This is a genomic window from Bacillus sp. FSL M8-0049 (genome assembly GCF_038593355.1).
In the GTDB taxonomy this organism is placed as follows: Bacteria; Bacillota; Bacilli; order Bacillales; family Bacillaceae; genus Bacillus; species Bacillus safensis.
Window position 1 is genome coordinate 1,406,567 of sequence record NZ_CP151986.1, and the last position, 19,083, is coordinate 1,425,649.

Here is a 19,083-nt window from a genome sequence, read left to right on the forward strand (position 1 = left end):
GAATTGAAAAGCGGCAGGTGAAAAGATGGAAACCAAACGTCAAGGGATGGTTGTCTGGCTGCATTCGTTAAAGCAGTCAAAAGCGCTAAGAAAATTCGGGAATGTTCACTATATTTCAAGGAAAATGAAATATGCCGTGATCTATTGTGATATGGATGATCTTGAGCGCCATATGGCTAAACTCAGCTCGTTACCATTTGTGAAACGTGTTGAGCCTTCATATAAACCTTTTATTAAATTAGAGTACGAATCCAAATTGGACAAAGCAAAAGAGTATGATTATAAGGTGGGCTTTTAAAGACACAAAAAAATCCCCGCGGCATCACCCGCGGGGTCCTTCTATTCTTAATGATTCATTAAGGAGAAGGCAAAGGGAGAGGAGAAACCGGAGGAAGAACTTATGGGGAAACGTAAGTCTTCTCCGCGGTTGGCAACAGCACCACATCAGATGCTGTTATAAGTAGTATGACCCCGGATTTCTTGATCTATACATAGAAAATGAATGAATATCCGCGCATTGTTCCTTGAGGAGTGATGTGATAAGATAATGTTGAATTTTTTGTCATAAACAATGACGAATAGAAGCAAGCAGAAAAAGTGGTGGAAAAATGAGAGTCATCTCTGGAACGAGAAAAGGCCGCACACTTAAAGCGGTACCAGGTCAATCAACAAGACCGACGACAGATAAAGTAAAAGAATCAATATTTAATATGATCGGCCCGTATTTTGATGGCGGATGGGCTCTTGATTTATTTGCAGGAAGCGGTGGTTTAGGGATTGAAGCGCTTTCTAGAGGATTCGATCATTGCATATTTGTTGATCGAGATATAAAGGCGATTCAGACGATTAAAGGAAACCTGAATCAATTGTCGCTAATGGATCAAAGTGAAGTGTTTCGAAATGAAGCAAAGCGTGCACTCGCAGCTGTTGTGAAACGAGAGGAATCCTTTCAAGCCATTTTCCTTGATCCGCCCTATAAAGATCAACAGCTAAAAGCACTTCTTGAAATGATTGACGAGCACGCCTTGTTAACAGATGACGGCGTGATCGTGTGTGAGCATGATAAAGATGTGAAGCTGCCAGAAGAAGCAGGGCAGCTCCACATCACAAGACAGGAACTGTACGGATTGACTGGTATTACGATTTATAGAAAGCGGGGAAATTAGCATGGGGAACATAGCCGTTTGTCCGGGCAGCTTCGATCCAGTTACATTGGGGCATTTGGATATCATCAAAAGAGGTGCAAAGATTTTTGATGAAGTGTATGTATGTGTATTAAATAACTCATCTAAAAAACCGTTATTTACTGTTGAAGAACGGTGTGAGCTTATTCGCCAAGCGACGAAGGAGCTGCCAAATATCAAAGTTGAATCGTTTCACGGCCTGCTTGTTGATTATGCAAAGCAAAAAGAAGCCAAAGTCATTTTACGCGGATTAAGGGCTGTGACGGACTTTGAGTATGAGATGCAAGGCACCTCAATGAACAAAGTGTTAGACGATGAAATTGAAACGTTTTTTATGATGACCAACAATCAGTATTCCTTCTTAAGCTCCAGTATTGTCAAAGAAGTAGCGAAATATCATGGGGCAGTCAAAGATCTTGTACCAAAAGAGGTAGAAGCAGCGCTGAAGGAAAAATTTAATGGATGAGTGCACCCAGCACTCATCCATTTTTTAATTTCCGATAGTACAGTGCGATATACACAATCAAGCTGCAAAGTGTGATCAAAGGACCAGCTGTCACAAGCTGATTCCAAACCACGCTGCTGAACATGACGACCTGCTGGCCTGCATCAAAGGCACCCGCTGGGAGAGCCATGTCTGATCGAGAGACATAAAGAGGCTTGAATAATAAAAAGGCAAAAACAGCTGCATAAATTCCGTGAAGCAAACGGGCGAAGAAAAACGGTTTAAAGCGGATATCGGTTGCCGCCAAAATGCCGGCGACTTGGGCTTGAACAGAAAACCCGCTGAATCCTAAAATAAAGCTGACGACAATGGTTTTAGCGAGAAGGGTGACTTCCTGTGACCCCGCCATCTGGCTTCCTAATGTGATTTCAAATAAACCGGCAATCATGGCAAGGTCTAATTCTGGCGGAAGATGCATCGTTTGCAGCATATATCCGAGCCCGATGGATAAAAGGTCTGTCACATGGACAACTGACAGCATTTTGCTAAACACAGAAAATAAGATAATAAAGCCGCCAATCATAAAGAGTGTTTGGACTGATGACATGACTGCATCACTTAAAATTTGGCCGAGCGGTCTTTTCTCTGCGAGTCTTGCTGTATGAAGAGCATTGAATGCCTCTTTAAACGGCGGGAATAAAAACTTCTTGCGGCTTCTTAGGTGTGCATCATGCCGCGCTTTATACGCGCGCATCGTCACACCAACAGCGAGATTCCCTAAATAATGAGCGCTGGCGAGTACAATGCCTAAAGCTGGGTGATGAAAAAAACCAACAGCCACCGCACCGAAAATAAACAATGGATTTGATGAATTTGTAAAGGAAACGAGACGCTCTGCTTCGATCCGCGTCAGCTGCCTTTCCTGCCTCAGTCTTGTCGTTAATTTCGCACCAGAAGGAAACCCTGAAGCCATTCCCATAGCCAGTACAAATCCGCCTACACCCGGCACCCGGAAGATGGGGCGCATAAATGGCTCTAATAATACCCCGACAAATCTGACAATCCCGAAACTAATTAATAGCTCGGACAAAATAAAAAAAGGAAGCAATGATGGAAATACAACCTCCCACCACATTGCAAGTCCATTTTTCGACGCTTGCAAAGAGGCTTGTGGATGTGTAATCACAGTGGCTGTTAAAAAAATAAAAAAAGCAGCGATGAACAGAGTGTTCCATTTTTTCATGGAGATTTCGCCCCTTGCCGTTATGATCTATTGGCGAGCTCGTGATATTAGAAAAAGAAACTAGCCGAGCCTGTCTTCTATTACTATACGAGCAGTAGGGGCATGTTTAGACCTATAGATTCGTATATATGCATAGAAAGAGGAGGGTGGATTTTCATGAAGCGACCGATCATCGGGCTTGCACTAGGCTCCGGGGGTGCGAGGGGAATGGCGCATATCGGGGTATTGTCTAGTCTTGAGAAGCAAGGAATACAGGTAGATATGATTGCTGGAAGCAGTATTGGCGCACTTGTTGGGAGCTTTTATGCAGCAGGACAAGACGTAGAAAAAATGAAAAAACTTGCACTTGTCTTCAGAAGAAAGTATTATGCTGACTATACACTGCCAAAAATCGGTCTTTTAAAAGGAAATCGAATTTTGCAGCTGATTCACACGTTTACATATGGGAAAACATTCGAAGAATTAAGAATGCCCCTTGCGGTGGTTGCCTGTGACCTCGAAACAGGGGAGAAGGTTGTGTTTAAAGAAGGGTCTGTCTCACAAGCAGTCAGAGCAAGCATCAGCATTCCAGGCGTGTTTGTTCCTCACGAAATGGGCGGCAGACAGCTAGTGGATGGAGCGGTTGTTGACCGCATTCCTGTGTCTGTTTTAAAAGAAATGGGCGCAGACCTTATTATCGCCTCTGATGTATCAAGGGTGAAAAAAACAGAAAAGGCGACGAGATTATCGGATGTAATTATGCAAAGTTTGGACATCCTTCAAAATGAATTGGTCCGTCATCAAACCATTCATGCAGATCTCATGATCCGGCCGAGGCTTGAAACATTTAGCTCTAGTTCGTTCACCCAGGTTCAGGAGATGATTGAAGCTGGTGAGCTCGCCGCAGATCAACTAGCAGGTAAACTGAAAGATGTCATTGATAAATGGGAGTGTTAATCGAATGAAAAAATTGAATATTGGCTGGCTCAGCTTTTTTGTCGTTGTTCTTGTCTTATTTGGCTTAACTTTTGTTAAACTGCCGTATTACGTGACAAAGCCGGGTGATGCAACAGAGATTGCCCCTCACATTCAAGTGGACGGTGGATACGGCGAGAAGGGCAGCTTCTCTCTTATGACGATAAAAGTAGGTCCAGCCAATCCGTATACGTATTTACTTGCTAAAATGAATAAATATGACGAGATCGTCCCAGAAGAAAATATTAAAGCGGACGGAGAGTCGGATGAAGATTATATGAAAAGACAGCTTCAGCTGATGAAAAGTTCTCAAGAAAATGCCATGATTGCAGCGTATACAAAAGCAGGCAAAAAAGTAGATTATACGTTTAATGGGGTATATGCCAGCTACGTCATGAAAGGCATGCCTGCTTATGGCAAAATTGAAGTGGGCGACCGGATTAAAAGCGTTGATGGCAAGACGTATGATTCTGCTGATAAAATGGTGTCGTATATCAGCCGTCAAAAAGCTGGTACATCTGTCCGTTTTGTCCTTGAACGAAACGGCAAGGATATCACGCAGAAAGTGAAGTTAAAACCTTTTAAAGAAGAGCCGAACCGAGTTGGAATTGGCGTATCATTATTTACAGACCGAAATGTGAAAGTCTCGCCTTCCATTAAGGTCGATATTGAAAATATCGGCGGCCCGTCGGCAGGTTTAATGATGTCACTTGAAATTTATAACCAGCTGACAAAAGAAGACGAAACACATGGTTATGCGATTGCAGGGACTGGAACGATTGACGCTGATGGCACGGTCGGGCCAATTGGCGGAATAGATCAAAAGGTTGTTGCAGCAGATAAAGCAGGAAAAGATATCTTCTTTGCACCAAACGATAAAGGTGATCCAAATTCAGACTACAAAAATGCAGTGAAAACAGCAAAAGATATCAAAAGTAATATGAAAATCGTTCCTGTGGACACAATGCAGGACGCACTGAACTATTTAAACAAGTTAAAAGAGAAAGCATCTTAAGTGAAAAAAGAGCAGCCTTTATCAAAAGCTGCTCTCAGCGTGTAGAAAAACCCTCGCATTCGGTGTCAGGTCTCTGCGCCGGTACTCACGAATGTCAAATTCGCTCCGTTCCGGTGCTCGCCCTTCCTAGACTTCAAAGGTTTTCTATCACGCTGAAAAGAGGACAAAGGACTAAAATAAAGATCCTTTTAGCCCTTTGTCAACAATCAGAGAGCAGCCTTAGGCTGCTTTTTTTATCGAGATTGGAAGAGACCAGTCTCTTCATCATAGCGGATCGGTGAGGTTTTAAATTCTGCTTCTGTTAACTTTGTTTGCATTGGTTCGCTGATGGGAAGGCTGAAGACGCGGGAAGCGCGAATGTCAAGATCAAGGGCAGGATGTGAAAAGGAAGACAGCTTGCTGACAAGCGGTACGTCCAATTCCTTTTTTACAAGAGATAAGTATTGCTGACCTTTCTTTGACATACCAAGTAAACGAATGTATGGTGCTTGTTTCTCCTTTAGCAGCTCATGCATGACCGTTTTCTTCACCCTCATTAAAAGGTGCGTATTCATCCGCTGCAGCCTTGTCCACGTATATCGTTTTGTTTTCACAAGTGATAGATATTCCTCGTAGGAGGACGCATGTGTGATCGCCTTTTGCATGCGGTGTTCGATGCCTTCTTCAATTTCATAGATGCCTTCTAGTTCTGCTGTATCCATTGTGTGAAACACATGTTTTAAGAAGCTGAAATAGTCTTCTTGCGTATGTAAAAGATCATAAGAAGAATAATAGTCATGTAATTGCTTAAGCGAGGCTTCCGGGAGATAAGAGGCGACAGTTTCAAATGACCCATTCTCTTTTAAGGCTTTTCGGATGCTTGTAGCGCTTGCGATTTTCTGATGTTTAGGAAGCTCTTGATCATGATAACCGGATGCAATTCTTTGAGAGGTAGAGGGCTCTATGTGAGGAGATCTCTCTAAGATGGCTTTGACATAATGGAAGCCTAAAATGTTATTAGGCCTAGACAGATCCAGTAAGTGTTTCGGATCAATGACCTCTTGAAACGCAGCGGCAGCGGCAGCCGGATAACTAAGACCTTCTTTTACCTTTGCTTTTGTGAAAAGGTCGATTTCTTCTTTTTTCTCATGCCAAGCGTGAGCTGTTCGCTCAAATGCTTTGATGTTTCCGTCCTCACTTCCGAAAAAAAGGGAGCGGCATTTTAAAGCATCTAGAATAGACACAGCGCCGTTTGCGAAGGTTTCTGCCTTTTGCACTGCATATATGTATGGAAGCTCACACACGATGTCTACACCGTTTTGCAATGCCATTTTTGTTCGTGCCCATTTGGAGACGATAGCGGGCTCTCCGCGCTGGAGAAAGGATCCGCTCATGACGGCAATGGCTACATCTGAGGAGGTATGTGTTTTCGCCTGGCGAACATGATAGGCATGTCCATAATGAAATGGATTGTACTCGACAACAACTCCTGTTGCTTTCAATAGATGTTCCGCCTTTCTTGCTATGGTTAAATGGTCTATGCTACAGTAGCATAAGGGAAAAATGAAGCCCATTTTTTTCAGTGTAGGCATTCCGTGAACTGATGTCAAACAACGCTCTGACATCACAAAGGACTGTAAAGAAAAAATATTGACAAATAGCATGATGAAAGCTATAATCATGTTTGTTGCTCTTAGAGGTGATACAATTGAAATGGACAGTTTATCAGTTACATCAAAAAGCTAAAAACAGCTTCGATTTTCATGAGACGGTTGACTTAAATGAACTTACTAGCCTTCATTCAGATATACGTCGTATTTCACCGGTAGAGGTGAAAGGGACTGGAGTGATCGAATCAAAGCAAGTCGCATTTGATTTAACCATCACAGGTGAAATGACACTGCCTTGTTCAAGAACGCTTGTTGATGTAAATTATCCATTTGCGATTTCAACGAAAGAACTATTTGTACTTCATAAGACAGACGATATAGAAGATGAAGACGTATCTGTTGTAGAAGACGATATCATCGACTTAACGCCTATAGTCAAGGAAGAAATTCTTCTTGAAGTGCCGATGCAAATCTTTTGCGACCAAACAGACGTAAAAGGTGCTGCACCACAGGAAGGGAATGACTGGGCGGTCATTTCGGAAGATGCACATCAAAACCGAATTGATCCGCGTCTGGAAGGCTTGAAGAAGCTCTTAGAAGAAAATAATGAATCTTAACTCTTTAAGGAGGTGGGAATAATGGCTGTACCTTTTAGAAGAACTTCTAAAATGAAAAAAAGATTGCGTCGTACGCATTTCAAACTACAAGTACCTGGTATGGTAGCTTGCCCAGAATGCGGTGAAATGAAAATTTCTCATCGTGTCTGCAAATCTTGCGGAACATACAAAGGCAAAGACGTAAAAAGCAACTAATGCTTGATAAAAAAGCGTAAGGGAATCTTCCCTTGCGTTTTTTTATTTGTCTATTTTTTAGGTTTCTCTCCTGCAAATAGTCTATCTACTCTAGTAAGCGCATATGATGTGGTATTCAGATTCAGGGGGGATGATCAATTGACGATTACAAGGCAGGACGCATGGACACAAGATGAAGATTTACTTTTAGCAGAAGTCGTCTTAAGGCATATTCGAGATGGAGGAACGCAGCTTTCCGCATTTGAGGAAGTCGGGAAAGCATTGTCAAGAACAGCGGCAGCATGTGGCTTCAGGTGGAATTCATACGTCAGAAAACAATATCAGGCAGGCATTGAGCTGGCGAAAAAACAGCGAAAAGAACTGCGTAAAAAGATTGGGATTCATTCCTCGGGTTTACCACAGAATACGTTAACGATAGAAGAAAAGGCAACTTCAGATCAGGCTGAATTGACCTTGCGAGAAGTGATTCAGTTTTTAGAGAAGCTTGAAAAAGAACCGTCTGGCTCAGCTTATTTACGCGAAGAACTGGCGGACACGCAGCATCAACTGAAGTCGCTCACAGAAGAAAATGAACATTTGAAGCGGCAATTAAAAATGACGGAAGAAGATTACCGGGCACTCATTGGGATTGTTGAAAGAGTCAAACAGAATATCAACTTAAAAGAATATGCTAAATAAGAAAGCGCCCCTCACAGAGAAAGGAGGGGCGTTTTGCCATCAGTGATTAAGCGGATTCACCTGTATTCTTTTGAATATGGGCAGGTTCCCAGATGAGTGGATTTTCACCTTTGTCGCGTTCCATATCATATTTTACCGCTTCAAAGCCCATTTTATCCCAAAAACCAGCAGATTTGACGCGTGGATTGGTCCGGATTGGCAGTCCGAAAGATTTGGCGAAATCAACAAGTGCCTCGCCGTACCCTTTACGCTGATACCCAGGAAGCACTTCCAGCTTCCACAGCTCTAAATAATCATGATTGTGGTCAAAATACGTTGTCGTCGAGCCGTCCACTTGATAAAGGCTCATACGTGCAACCAGCTTATCTCCAAAATAAATCCCGTAAAATGGAGAGTTGCTGTCATTTTCAATCATATTACTTTCAAGGTCTTCAAGCATGGATAGTTCTTGTATGCCATATTCCTTAAATTGTTTAAATTCCTCTAAAGTTTTGTAATTGATTAGAAGTCGTTTTACTTGTGTCATATGATCTTCCCCCTTACACACATAATGTTGACAGTGATGTCGTTGAAGGCGTTTTCATCCCATCCGCCTCAAAAAGTTTTTACACTTATTATTATAGTTTTTAAATTAAAAAAATTCAATCGCGGCGCGCCATCTGCTTTTTGCATCGCGGCTTGAAACTGTTAAAATGGTGAATATGATGAAGTAAACAGAAAAAGGGAAGTGCGGCAGTTGAACATAGGAATCATTGGCGGCGGTGCGATTGGTCTGCTTTGTGCCAGTTATTTATCACAGCATCATGACATCACTGTTTTGACAAGAAGAAAAGAACAAGCAGAGGAGATTCGAACATCAGGTATTAAGCGAACGGTAAAAGGAGACACATTCCTGGCGTCTGCGGAGGCAAGGGCAGGGATTACAGGAGTATTTGATCTGCTGATTGTGACGGTGAAATATCACCAGCTGCAAGAGGTGCTCGATGAACTATCCACATTACCTCGTCAACGAATCTTATTTTTACAAAATGGCATGGCCCACTTATTAGATTTAGAAAACTGGGAAACGCCGCATTCAATATATATAGGTGTCGTAGAGCACGGGGCGATGAAGGTATCAGATCATGCAGTAAACCATACAGGGATTGGTGTCATCAAGTGGGGGGCTTTTCATCCTGAGGATGCAGCTGCTGTGAGAAATGCTTTGAATGAAACGCCGGCCCAATTTCAGATGATTTATACGGATGAATGGAAAAAAGTGCTGGAGGAAAAACTGCTGGTCAATGTCTGTATTAACCCGCTCACGGCTTTATTGCATGTGAAAAATGGAGAATTGATCGCAACTCCTGCATATGAATACATGATGAAATGTGCATTTGAAGAAGCATTGTCCATTCTAGGTCTGGCTGAAAAAGAGCGGCTCTGGTCACACGTCGTTTCGATTTGTAAGAAAACGGCCGCCAATCAATCGTCAATGCTTCAAGATATCGTCAAAGGCCGTGAAACCGAAAGAAAAGCCATCGTTGGCTATCTTTTAAAAAAGGCTCAAGCTCAAGAAATTCTGGCGCCACATCTTACTTTCTTCAATCGAAGCTTGGAAGTATTGGAAAAAAAGCAAACAAAATCTTTTGAGTGAGCTCATTTACATGCTATACTTTTTTCGGGAAACTAACTATTTATTGAAGAAAGGAAGTTCTAAACATGCAATTGACTGAACTTTCCATCCGAAGTCAGAATTTATTCATACGTGATTATATAGAAGAAAAAAAAGAGATGACTGCTTTTTTTGATTATGATATACATTCTGAGCACACATGGAAAAAAAGATACGACGATCTCATGGAAATGAGCTTCCCGCGCGAGGCTTTAGCGGATTATATGAGCGCATACCACGCAAAGTTTGAATCGGCAGCGATGCGTCAGAACATTGAAAAGATCCGTGATGAACGGAGTGTCATGGTGGTTGGAGGACAGCAGGCAGGCCTACTGGCAGGACCGCTTTATACCATACATAAAATCATATCCATTATTCAGTTCGCAAAAGAAAAAGAATCAGTGCTTGGCGTTCCTGTGATTCCAGTCTTTTGGGTAGCAGGTGAGGATCATGACGTAGATGAAATTAATTTTGTCTACACATCTGGCGAAAAAGGTCCAGTCAAGCAAAAGCTGCCATTACATAACGTCAAAAAAACTGCTGCCAAAAGAACACCTCTGCATCAAGAAAAAACAGAGAAATGGCTCCGCGATGTGTTTTCAACATATGAAGAATCTGCGTATACAAATGACTTGCTTGATCAGCTTCTTCGATGTTTACGCAAATCACAAACATTTACGGATTTCTTTGAATGGATTGTATGCGACCTTTTTGAAGAAGATGGACTGCTTCTATTTAATTCAGGAGACTTAGGCGTCAAACCACTTGAGCGTACGTTATTCAAGCATATTGTTGAGACAAATGATGCGGTCACAGCTCGTTTGAATGAAACGCAGGCTGCCATGAAACGAGCGGGATATCAGCCGATCATAGAAGCTGGTGACAATCAGGCGAACCTGTTTTACGAATATGATGAAGAGCGTTTCCTTATTGAAAAAGAAAACGGCCAGTTTTCTATATCAGAAGTGGGGCTTACGTGGACAAAAGAAGAGCTTTTGCAGGAAATTGAGGAGCACCCAGAACGGTTCAGCAACAATGTGGTGACGCGTCCCTTAATGCAGGAAACCCTTCTCCCAACACTTGCTTTTATGGCAGGACACGGTGAAGTCAACTATTGGGGAGAACTGAAAGGAATTTTTGAGCATTTTGAATTAAAGATGGCACCCGTTCTTCCAAGACTGCACGTGACCATTCTTGAAAGGCACATCGATAAGAAGCTGCCGGTCAGAGAACTTTCTCTAGAAGAAGTGCTCACAAACGGAGTAAAAGAAAAGAAAGAGGCTCACTTTGAGCAAAGCCTTCCAGACAGCTTTGTTCAAGCCGTTGATCAGGCGAAACGTGAATTAGCGAATGTTCATGGCGTATTGAGGCAAGAAGCACTGGAGGTTGAACCAAACTTCGAACAGCTGCTGGATAAAAATGCCAAATTTATCGAAGACCAGCTTCAATTTGTTTATCAAAAGGTGGCGCAGCGTGTGGAAGAGAAGGAAGGATATATCCTTCGAGATTTTGAACGGATTGAAAACAGCTTAAAACCATTAGATGCCCCGCAAGAAAGAATTTGGAATATCATGTACTTTTTAAACAAATATGGTCCAGAATTCTTCAAAACGTTCAAAAATCTGCCATTTTCATTTCAAAACAAGCAGCAAATTGTCAAACTTTGAAATAAAGTTTTAATGAACCCTGACTAGTTCAGGGTTTTTTTTTATGTAGAAACAGTGTAAAATAAGTTTTGTGGAGAGAAGTGGTGGATAGTGGAGAGTAAGGGTGAGAAAGTGGGGCTCTGATTATCATGTTCATGGGTGAATACCAACATACGATTGATACAAAAGGGCGCATGATCATCCCTGCTAAATTTAGAGACGGTCTCGGAGAACAGTTTGTGCTGACGAGAGGGCTTGATCAATGTTTATTTGGCTACCCTATGAGTGAGTGGAAACTAATCGAAGAGAAACTCAAAGCACTGCCGCTAACGAAAAAAGATGCACGTGCGTTTACCCGGTTCTTCTTCTCTGGCGCAGTTGAATGCGATCTGGACAAGCAGGGGCGTATTAACATCGCATCAAACCTACTCCAATATGCAAAACTCGAAAAAGAATGTGTGGTCATCGGCGTTTCAAATCGAATTGAGTTGTGGAGTAAGTCGATCTGGGAACAATATACAGAAGAGCAAGAAGATTCTTTTGCTGAAATTGCTGAAAACATGATTGGATTTGATATATAATAATCCCTTGTGCAGCAAGCTTTCTACACATTCATTTCTATTTGAAAAAGGTGGGACCATAACATCATGTTCCAACATGAGACAGTATTATTAAAAGAAACAGTTGACGGTTTAAACGTCAAAGAAGACGGTACATATGTAGACTGCACGCTGGGCGGAGCAGGTCACAGCTCATATCTACTATCTCAACTATCAGAAAAAGGTACATTGATTGGATTTGACCAAGACGATGCTGCACTGGATCATGCACGAGAGAAGCTCGCGGATTCTAAAGCGAACATTCTTTTCATAAAGAGCAACTTCCGATATTTAAAAGAACGTCTGAATGAACAAGGCATTACAAGCGTAGACGGTGTGATTTTTGACCTTGGGGTTTCATCTCCTCAGCTCGACACACCAGAGAGAGGCTTTAGTTATCACCATGATGCACCTCTTGACATGCGAATGGATCAAACAGCCGCATTGTCGGCAAAACAAGTGGTGAATGAATGGCCATTTGAAGGTCTAGTTCGGATTTTCTACAAATATGGGGAAGAAAAATTCAGCAAGCAAATCGCACGCAAAATTGAAGAAGCTAGAAAAAAAGCACCAATTGAAACTACAGGTGAGCTTGTCGACATTATCAAAGAAGGAATTCCCGCACCTGCAAGACGAACTGGCGGACATCCAGCAAAAAGAGTGTTTCAAGCGATCCGAATTGCCGTAAATGATGAATTGAAAGTTTTTGAAGAAGCACTAGAACAAGCAATAGAGTTACTCAATCCGAAGGGGAGAATTTCTGTCATTACATTCCATTCACTTGAAGACCGGATTTGTAAAAGTACATTTAAAGAAATGTCTTCTCTTCCAGAACTTCCGCACGGACTACCAGTGATTCCAGAAGGACTTGAACCAAAGCTGAAGCTGATCACGAGAAAACCAATCGTTGCATCAGAACAAGAGCTGGAACATAACAACCGTGCCCGTTCAGCGAAGCTCCGAATTGCAGAAAAAAAGTAAAACGACACCATAGATGATGATAAAAAGGAGGTTTCTTATGAGTAATTTGGCTTACCAAAGAGAAGTAAAACAATATCAAACAGAGCAGCAAGGCCAATCGGTTGTTATTAAAAGAAGAGGTTCTATCACACTTGGTGAAAAAATCTTACTTGTCATGTTTGTCATGGCTCTTATGTGCAGCTCCATTCTCATCATTTCTAAAGCCTTTGCTGTCTATCACGCTAATATTGAAGTCCAGAAATTAGAACAGCAAGTATCTTTAGAATCGAAGAAGATCACTGAGCTTCAAAAAGAAAAAGACTTGCTGAGTGAACCGGAGAGAGTCATTGATACTGCGAAAAAAGCAGGCTTAAGCATTTCGAAAGATGTTAAGAAGGTCGATTAAGATGGCGATGCCTAAAAAGAATAAAATGATGAACAGAGGCGCGGCAATTGCGAGTATTTGCTTCGCCCTGTTTTTCTTTATCATCCTTGCACGTTTTATCTATATTCAGATTACAGGAACGGTCGATGGCCAAGTATTAGCCGCAAAGGCAAATGAACAATATCAATCGAAGAAAACACTTGAAGCCAAAAGAGGGTCTATTTTAGACCGAAATGGGAATGTGATTGCAGAAGATACGTCTGTTTATAAGCTCATTGCGGTCATGAGCAAGAAAATGACAGTCGACCCAAAGCACCCGATGCATGTCGTCGACAAAGAAAAGACAGCAAAAGAGCTGTCAAAAGTCATTGATATGAGTGAAAGCGAAATTTTAAAGCGTCTGAATACTAAAGGTGCGTTCCAAGTGGAGTTTGGTAAAGCTGGGAAAGACATCAGTTTTTCAACAAAGGAAAAAATTGAAAAGCTAAAGCTTCCAGGGATCGCATTTGAAAAAGACACGAAGCGATATTATCCAAACGGCATGTTTGCGTCGAACCTGATCGGTTATGCAAGATTAGATGAGGCAACGAAGGACATGTCAGGCGCGATGGGACTTGAGAAGGCGCTGAACAAATTTTTAAAAGAAAAAGACGGCTATGTGACATATAACAGTGACAGAAGCGGATGGGCTCTTCCAAATAGTAAAGAAGACATTGTCGCTCCGAAGGATGGGAAAAATGTCACGCTGACCATCGATCAAAAAATCCAGGCGTTCCTTGAAGAAAGTATGACGCAGGTTGCCAAAAAATATAAACCAAAGAAAATCATTGCCACAGTCGTTGACCCAAAAACGGGAAAGGTGCTCGCGATGGGACAGCGGCCAAGCTTTAATTTAAATGAATTAGACATTACGAATTATAACAATGATGTCATTTCATATGCGTTTGAACCAGGTTCAACGATGAAAATCTTCACACTTGCTGCAGCAATCCAAGAAGGGGTCTACCAAGGCAATGATAAATATCAATCTGGTACTTATAAAGTAGGAGGAGGCCTTGTAAGAGACCACAACAATGGAAATGGCTGGGGAAAAATTGACTTTCATGAAGGTGTTCTCCGTTCGTCTAACGTAGCTTTTGCAAAGCTGGCAAAAGAAAAACTAGGCTTCACGCGCTACGAACAATATTTGCAGAAGTTCCATTTCTATGACAAAACAGGTATTGACTTGCCGAACGAAGCGTCTAGTAAAATCAATTACAGATACGAATATGACAAAGCATCGACGGCTTACGGTCAAGCGTCTGCCATTACACCGATTCAACAAATAGAAGCAGCGACAGCGATAGCAAACGGCGGAACGATGATGAAGCCATATGTCATTGATCATATTACAGACCCGAACACAAACAAAACAATTTTACAGCACGAACCAACAGTAGCTGGAAAGCCAATTTCCTCTGATACAGCAAAGCAAGTCCGTGACATTTTAGGTGAGGTGGTTTCCTCGAAGATTGGAACTGGCCAGCCTTACCAAATCAAAGGATTTGACGTTGCTGGGAAAACAGGAACAGGACAAATTGGCGGTGCCGGCGGTTATCTCAAAGGAAGAAACGATTACGTCTTTTCATTTATGGGAATGGCGCCAAAAGATGATCCGAAGCTGCTCGTGTATGTAGCTGTACAGCAGCCGCAGCTGTCTGACACAGAAACTGGCTCTGCCCCAGTTGCACAAATCTTTAACCCAGTGATGAAAAATAGTCTGCTATATTTAAATATTGCACCAACAAAAACAGACGATAAAAAATCAGGCGAACAAAAAGTGAAGCAAGAAACAATGCCTTCATTCTTAGATTTAGAAGTGAAGCAGGCGGAAACAGAAGCCAAAAACAAAAACTTAACGCCTGTTGTCATCGGCGACGGCCTCTCCATTAAACGACAGTGGCCAAGTGCAGGCTCTGAATTCTCTGAAAGCCAGAAAGTTTTCTTGAAAACAGCAGGAAAAACGATAAAAATGCCTGATATGACAGGCTGGTCGAGACGGGAAGTCCTTCAATATGCATCCATTTCCGGTGTGCATATCGAAACAAAGGGACAAGGATATGCTGTCAAACAAAGTGTGAAAAGAGGATCGGAGATTTCAGATAAAGTCGTCACTGTGACATTTAAAAGTCCGAATTAACTGCAAAACCTAGCAAACCACTTGCTAGGTTTTTTCTTTTGCCGAGCGGGATAGACGAGACGTTCTACATAAGGACGGGCCTGCATATGATGGAAACAAGCCATATGTATGTAAGGAGTGAACCAGGCGTGCGAGTATCAAGTGTAACAGTGAGAAAACGATTGCTTTTCGTGCTGCTGTTTGGGGTGATCATTTTTTTCATCATAGATACTAGATTAGGATATGTACAGTTTATTATGGGCGAGAAGCTCACAAGCTTAGCAAAAGATTCATGGAGCCGGAACCTCCCGTTCGAACCAGAAAGGGGAGATATTTTGGACCGAAATGGGGTAGAGCTTGCGACGAACAAAAGTGCCCCATCTATATTGGTCGTCCCGCGGCAAATTAAAGATCCGGCAGAAACAAGCAAGAAACTGGCGGCAGTACTGAATATGTCTGAAGAAAAAGCGTACAAGCACGTCACAAAGAAGACATCCATCGAACGAATTTCTCCAGAAGGAAGAAAAGTATCTCATGAAAAAGCAAAAGAAGTCAGAGAGCTTGATTTAGATGGTGTTTATGTTGCAGAAGACAGCATCAGACACTATCCGTTTGGCAGTTTTCTTTCTCATGTGCTGGGCTTCGCTGGAATTGATAATCAAGGGTTACTTGGACTGGAAGCCTATTATGATGATGACCTAAAAGGTGAAAAAGGCTCTGTGAAGTTCTATTCCGATGCAAAAGGGCAGAAAATGCCAGATGAAGCAGATGATTATACACCGCCTAAAGATGGTCTTGATATGAAGTTAACTGTCGATGCGAAGGTGCAAACCATTATAGAACGGGAATTAGACAATGCGCAGGCAAAATATAACCCAGATGGGATGATTGCAATTGCGATGAACCCGAAGAACGGTGAAGTGCTTGGGATGTCGAGCAGACCGGATTTTGATCCAGCGGATTATCAATCAGTTGACTCGAAAGTGTTTAACCGAAATCTACCGGTGTGGAGCACATATGAGCCAGGTTCGACGTTTAAAATTATTACGCTTGCAGCAGCACTAGAAGAGAAAAAAGTCAATTTAAAACGCGATCATTTTTTTGACAGCGGTTCTGTGACAGTTGATGGTGCAAGACTTAGGTGCTGGAAAAAAGGCGGCCACGGATCACAGTCATTTTTAGAAGTGGTTCAAAACTCCTGTAACCCCGGTTTTGTTGAACTAGGCGACCGTCTAGGAAAGGATAAATTATTTTCCTATATTAAAAATTTCGGATTTGGCCAAAAAACAGGAATCGATCTTCAGGGGGAAGGGCGAGGCATTTTGTTCCCGCTGGACCGGGTTGGCCCTGTAGAGCAGGCGACAACTGCCTTTGGTCAAGGTGTATCTGTTACGCCGATACAGCAAGTAGCTGCCGTAGCAGCTGCGGTAAATGGCGGAACACTTTACACGCCGTACATTGCAAAAGAATGGATAGATCCAATCACAAAAGAGGTAGTGAAAAAGCAATCACCAATTGCCAAAAAGAAAGTGATTTCAGCAGAAACATCCAAAGAAATCAGATATGCGCTTGAAAGTGTAGTCGCTCAAGGAACTGGCCGAAATGCATTTGTTGAAGGATATCGAGTTGGCGGAAAAACAGGGACAGCACAGAAAGTAAAAGACGGCAAGTACATGGAAAATAACCACATTGTGTCGTTTATCGGGTTTGCGCCTGCTGATGATCCAAGTATCGTTGTATATGTGGCTGTAGATAACCCGAAAGGCACTATTCAATTTGGCGGGACAGTTGCTGCACCAATTGTGGGTCATATTATGCGGGACAGCCTCCCTGAGATGGGTGTGAAAAAAAGAAAAGGACAAATTGAAAAGAAGTACCAGTGGCTGGACACAAAAACCATTGAAGTACCGAATCTTGTAGGGGGATCTGTTTCAGACCTTGAATCCTTACTGATTAACCTTAAGATCGATGCTTCTGGAACGGGCAGTAAAGTGGTGAAGCAATCACCTGCTGCCGGGACAAAGGTCAAGGAAGGCTCCACCATCAGATTATACTTAAACGATGAATAATAAAGAATGAACAGAGGGTAGCCGCACTCATTCGGCTGCCTCTTTTTGTTGAAAGAGAAGGTCTGTTTGAAAAAAAGAGCCTAAAGTGTGTTTTTTCCAAGAGAAACTTAAGGAATACGCTGGATGTATCCTTTTTTTTACGATAAAATATAGACTGTGTGTTTTTTTCACAAGACATGCACGTGAACGAATTTGAGAGGTTTGATATGAAATGAAATTACAAGAACTCCTTACATACTTTAAAAGTGAAAATAACGAATTAATAAACGAAAATCCTGATATCACTTCCATTGAAATGGATTCAAGAGAGGTGAAAAAAGGAAGCCTTTTTGTCTGTATAAAAGGCTATACAGTAGATGGACACGATTATGCTGAAAAAGCGGTGAAAAGCGGGGCTGCAGCGATTGTAGCAGAACACCCTCTTAACATATCAGATGTACCAGTCATTATTGTAAAACACTCTCAAAGAGCTCTTGCAAGAATAGCTGATGCGTTTTACGAGCAGCCAACTCATAAGCTGAATCTCATCGGGATCACAGGAACAAACGGAAAAACTTCGACAACACACATGATTGAACAAATGATGAGAAAAGCTGAAAAGAAAACAGGCTTAATCGGTACAATGTATATGAAGGTGAATGATGACATTCTCGATGTGAAAAACACTACACCTGAAAGTGTCACACTTCAGAAAACCTTTAAACAGATGCTTGACCAAGATGTAGACACAGCCATTATGGAAGTATCATCACATGCGCTGCATCTTGGCAGGGTACATGGATGTGATTATGATATTGCCGTTTTCACAAACCTTTCGCAGGACCATCTTGATTACCACAACACAATGGAAGAATATAAACATGCGAAAAGCTTGCTATTTTCACAGCTTGGCAGTGCCTTTCATCACGATAAGCCAAAGCATGCGATTTTAAATGCAGATGATGACGCTTCGAGTTATTATGAAAAAGTTACAGCTGCTGAAGTCATGACATATGGCTTAGAGCAAAAAGCAGATGTGATGGCAAAGAATATTCAAATCAAACCGAAGGGAACTCAATTTGATTTGATCACTCCAATTGGCACAAAAAGTGTGACAGTTGCCCTCATCGGTAAGTTTAATGTGTACAACATCCTAGCAGCTGTATCAGTAGGGATCGTATCTGGCTTAACATTTGAAACGATTGTAAGTGCTATTGAAGAGCTGGAGGGAGTCAAAGGCCGATTTGAACTTGTGAACTGTGATCAAGATTTTCCTGTTATTGTCGATTACGCCCATACACCTGACAGCTTAGAAAATGTCCTGACAACGTGTAGAGAATTAACAGATGGCAAAATTTTCTGTGTGATAGGCTGCGGCGGTGACCGTGATAAAACAAAGCGTCCTCAAATGGCCCAAATCGCTGTGAAGTATGCAGATGAACCTGTATTTACATCAGACAACCCAAGAAGCGAAGATCCTTCAGCTATTTTAAAGGATATGGAAAATGGGGTGCCAGACGCATATTATCATAGTTTTGTGAATCGCAAACAAGCCATCTTTTTTGCAATTGCCAATGCGAAAAAAGGCGATACAGTCTTAATAGCGGGTAAAGGTCATGAGACATATCAAATCGTCGGCGATCAAGTTTACGATTTTGATGATGCAAAGGTTGCTATGGACGCTATTTTAGATCTAAACAAATCTTAAAATGA

19 protein-coding genes are annotated in these 19,083 nt (G+C 42.0%); 16 read left to right on the forward strand and 3 right to left on the reverse strand.

All coding sequences use genetic code 11. The features are described 5' to 3' along the window. The first annotated feature begins 25 nt into the window (after window positions 1–25). The 3 genes from NSU13_RS07220 (at window position 26) to coaD (ending at window position 1,650) form a co-directional block, all read left to right on the forward strand. Window positions 26–298 carry a YlbG family protein gene (locus NSU13_RS07220; protein ID WP_024424276.1) on the forward strand — a complete coding sequence of 91 codons (273 nt, stop codon included), beginning with the start codon at window positions 26–28 and terminating at the stop codon, window positions 296–298. A 280-nt stretch (window positions 299–578) separates the two neighbouring features. Then, window positions 579–1,166, forward strand: coding sequence for a 16S rRNA (guanine(966)-N(2))-methyltransferase RsmD (gene rsmD / locus NSU13_RS07225; protein WP_254967935.1), 588 nt, complete (start codon window positions 579–581; stop codon window positions 1,164–1,166). A gap of 1 nt (window position 1,167) precedes the next feature. After that, window positions 1,168–1,650, forward strand: coding sequence for a pantetheine-phosphate adenylyltransferase (gene coaD / locus NSU13_RS07230; protein ID WP_024426917.1), 483 nt, complete (start codon window positions 1,168–1,170; stop codon window positions 1,648–1,650). Window positions 1,651–1,663: 13 nt separating this feature from the next. Here the strand turns inward: coaD and ylbJ are convergent, their stop codons facing one another. Then, the gene (gene ylbJ / locus NSU13_RS07235; protein WP_029707660.1) at window positions 1,664–2,872 is read right to left on the reverse strand and encodes a sporulation integral membrane protein YlbJ; all 1,209 of its coding nucleotides are present in this window, start codon (window positions 2,870–2,872) and stop codon (window positions 1,664–1,666) included. 156 nt (window positions 2,873–3,028) lie between these two features. Here ylbJ and NSU13_RS07240 point away from each other — a divergent pair, with 156 nt between their 5' ends. Then, window positions 3,029–3,808: a patatin-like phospholipase family protein gene (locus NSU13_RS07240; protein WP_041117300.1), complete on the forward strand. Its 780-nt coding sequence runs from the start codon at window positions 3,029–3,031 to the stop codon at window positions 3,806–3,808. Window positions 3,809–3,812: 4 nt separating this feature from the next. Further along, a complete protein-coding gene (locus tag NSU13_RS07245; RefSeq protein WP_342489963.1) occupies window positions 3,813–4,841 on the forward strand; it encodes a SepM family pheromone-processing serine protease in 1,029 nt (342 codons plus the stop codon). Between the two features lie 233 nt (window positions 4,842–5,074). Here the strand turns inward: NSU13_RS07245 and NSU13_RS07250 are convergent, their stop codons facing one another. Next, window positions 5,075–6,322 carry a nucleotidyltransferase gene (locus NSU13_RS07250; protein ID WP_041118120.1) on the reverse strand — a complete coding sequence of 416 codons (1,248 nt, stop codon included), beginning with the start codon at window positions 6,320–6,322 and terminating at the stop codon, window positions 5,075–5,077. Window positions 6,323–6,528: 206 nt separating this feature from the next. Here NSU13_RS07250 and NSU13_RS07255 point away from each other — a divergent pair, with 206 nt between their 5' ends. The 3 genes from NSU13_RS07255 to gerR all read left to right on the forward strand — a co-directional run bounded on the left by NSU13_RS07255 (window position 6,529) and on the right by gerR (window position 7,920). Then, a complete protein-coding gene (locus NSU13_RS07255; RefSeq protein ID WP_019743276.1) occupies window positions 6,529–7,047 on the forward strand; it encodes a DUF177 domain-containing protein in 519 nt (172 codons plus the stop codon). 21 nt (window positions 7,048–7,068) lie between these two features. Beyond that, window positions 7,069–7,242 carry a 50S ribosomal protein L32 gene (gene rpmF / locus NSU13_RS07260; protein ID WP_008354700.1) on the forward strand — a complete coding sequence of 58 codons (174 nt, stop codon included), beginning with the start codon at window positions 7,069–7,071 and terminating at the stop codon, window positions 7,240–7,242. Window positions 7,243–7,380: 138 nt separating this feature from the next. Continuing rightward, complete coding sequence (gerR, locus tag NSU13_RS07265; protein WP_041117302.1) at window positions 7,381–7,920, forward strand: sporulation-specific transcriptional regulator GerR; 540 nt, start codon at window positions 7,381–7,383, stop codon at window positions 7,918–7,920. Between the two features lie 46 nt (window positions 7,921–7,966). Here gerR and NSU13_RS07270 read toward each other — a convergent pair whose 3' ends face one another. After that, window positions 7,967–8,446: an N-acetyltransferase gene (locus tag NSU13_RS07270; RefSeq protein ID WP_007499784.1), complete on the reverse strand. Its 480-nt coding sequence runs from the start codon at window positions 8,444–8,446 to the stop codon at window positions 7,967–7,969. A gap of 210 nt (window positions 8,447–8,656) precedes the next feature. Here NSU13_RS07270 and NSU13_RS07275 point away from each other — a divergent pair, with 210 nt between their 5' ends. From NSU13_RS07275 to NSU13_RS07310, 8 genes are all read left to right on the forward strand, one after another. After that, window positions 8,657–9,556, forward strand: coding sequence for a 2-dehydropantoate 2-reductase (locus NSU13_RS07275; protein WP_041117303.1), 900 nt, complete (start codon window positions 8,657–8,659; stop codon window positions 9,554–9,556). A gap of 65 nt (window positions 9,557–9,621) precedes the next feature. After that, on the forward strand, window positions 9,622–11,241 hold the full coding sequence (bshC, locus tag NSU13_RS07280; RefSeq protein ID WP_046310853.1) for a bacillithiol biosynthesis cysteine-adding enzyme BshC: 1,620 nt from the start codon (window positions 9,622–9,624) through the stop codon (window positions 11,239–11,241). Between the two features lie 128 nt (window positions 11,242–11,369). Next, window positions 11,370–11,801 (forward strand): division/cell wall cluster transcriptional repressor MraZ, encoded by a 432-nt coding sequence (gene mraZ, locus NSU13_RS07285; RefSeq protein ID WP_003211163.1) that lies wholly within the window; start codon window positions 11,370–11,372, stop codon window positions 11,799–11,801. A gap of 66 nt (window positions 11,802–11,867) precedes the next feature. Then, window positions 11,868–12,800 carry a 16S rRNA (cytosine(1402)-N(4))-methyltransferase RsmH gene (gene rsmH, locus NSU13_RS07290; protein WP_342489964.1) on the forward strand — a complete coding sequence of 311 codons (933 nt, stop codon included), beginning with the start codon at window positions 11,868–11,870 and terminating at the stop codon, window positions 12,798–12,800. Window positions 12,801–12,837: 37 nt separating this feature from the next. Beyond that, complete coding sequence (ftsL, locus tag NSU13_RS07295; RefSeq protein ID WP_024424265.1) at window positions 12,838–13,185, forward strand: cell division protein FtsL; 348 nt, start codon at window positions 12,838–12,840, stop codon at window positions 13,183–13,185. Between the two features lie 7 nt (window positions 13,186–13,192). After that, window positions 13,193–15,343: a penicillin-binding protein gene (locus NSU13_RS07300; protein WP_046312222.1), complete on the forward strand. Its 2,151-nt coding sequence runs from the start codon at window positions 13,193–13,195 to the stop codon at window positions 15,341–15,343. A 128-nt stretch (window positions 15,344–15,471) separates the two neighbouring features. Beyond that, window positions 15,472–17,391: a stage V sporulation protein D gene (locus tag NSU13_RS07305; RefSeq protein WP_024424263.1), complete on the forward strand. Its 1,920-nt coding sequence runs from the start codon at window positions 15,472–15,474 to the stop codon at window positions 17,389–17,391. Between the two features lie 211 nt (window positions 17,392–17,602). Then, window positions 17,603–19,078 (forward strand): UDP-N-acetylmuramoyl-L-alanyl-D-glutamate--2,6-diaminopimelate ligase, encoded by a 1,476-nt coding sequence (locus NSU13_RS07310; protein WP_342489965.1) that lies wholly within the window; start codon window positions 17,603–17,605, stop codon window positions 19,076–19,078. The last annotated feature ends 5 nt before the right edge of the window (window positions 19,079–19,083 follow it).

What these genes read in the sequence shown, in the direction of transcription:
- NSU13_RS07220 (WP_024424276.1), top strand. Translation starts at nt 26, where the DNA reads ATGGAAACCAAACGTCAAGGGATGGTTGTCTGGCTGCATTCGTTAAAG.
- coaD (WP_024426917.1), top strand. Translation starts at nt 1,168, where the DNA reads ATGGGGAACATAGCCGTTTGTCCGGGCAGCTTCGATCCAGTTACATTG.
- ylbJ (WP_029707660.1), bottom strand. Translation starts at nt 2,872, where the DNA reads ATGAAAAAATGGAACACTCTGTTCATCGCTGCTTTTTTTATTTTTTTA.
- NSU13_RS07240 (WP_041117300.1), top strand. Translation starts at nt 3,029, where the DNA reads ATGAAGCGACCGATCATCGGGCTTGCACTAGGCTCCGGGGGTGCGAGG.
- NSU13_RS07245 (WP_342489963.1), top strand. Translation starts at nt 3,813, where the DNA reads ATGAAAAAATTGAATATTGGCTGGCTCAGCTTTTTTGTCGTTGTTCTT.
- rpmF (WP_008354700.1), top strand. Translation starts at nt 7,069, where the DNA reads ATGGCTGTACCTTTTAGAAGAACTTCTAAAATGAAAAAAAGATTGCGT.
- NSU13_RS07270 (WP_007499784.1), bottom strand. Translation starts at nt 8,446, where the DNA reads ATGACACAAGTAAAACGACTTCTAATCAATTACAAAACTTTAGAGGAA.
- bshC (WP_046310853.1), top strand. Translation starts at nt 9,622, where the DNA reads ATGCAATTGACTGAACTTTCCATCCGAAGTCAGAATTTATTCATACGT.
- mraZ (WP_003211163.1), top strand. Translation starts at nt 11,370, where the DNA reads ATGTTCATGGGTGAATACCAACATACGATTGATACAAAAGGGCGCATG.
- rsmH (WP_342489964.1), top strand. Translation starts at nt 11,868, where the DNA reads ATGTTCCAACATGAGACAGTATTATTAAAAGAAACAGTTGACGGTTTA.
- ftsL (WP_024424265.1), top strand. Translation starts at nt 12,838, where the DNA reads ATGAGTAATTTGGCTTACCAAAGAGAAGTAAAACAATATCAAACAGAG.
- NSU13_RS07300 (WP_046312222.1), top strand. Translation starts at nt 13,193, where the DNA reads ATGCCTAAAAAGAATAAAATGATGAACAGAGGCGCGGCAATTGCGAGT.
- NSU13_RS07310 (WP_342489965.1), top strand. Translation starts at nt 17,603, where the DNA reads ATGAAATTACAAGAACTCCTTACATACTTTAAAAGTGAAAATAACGAA.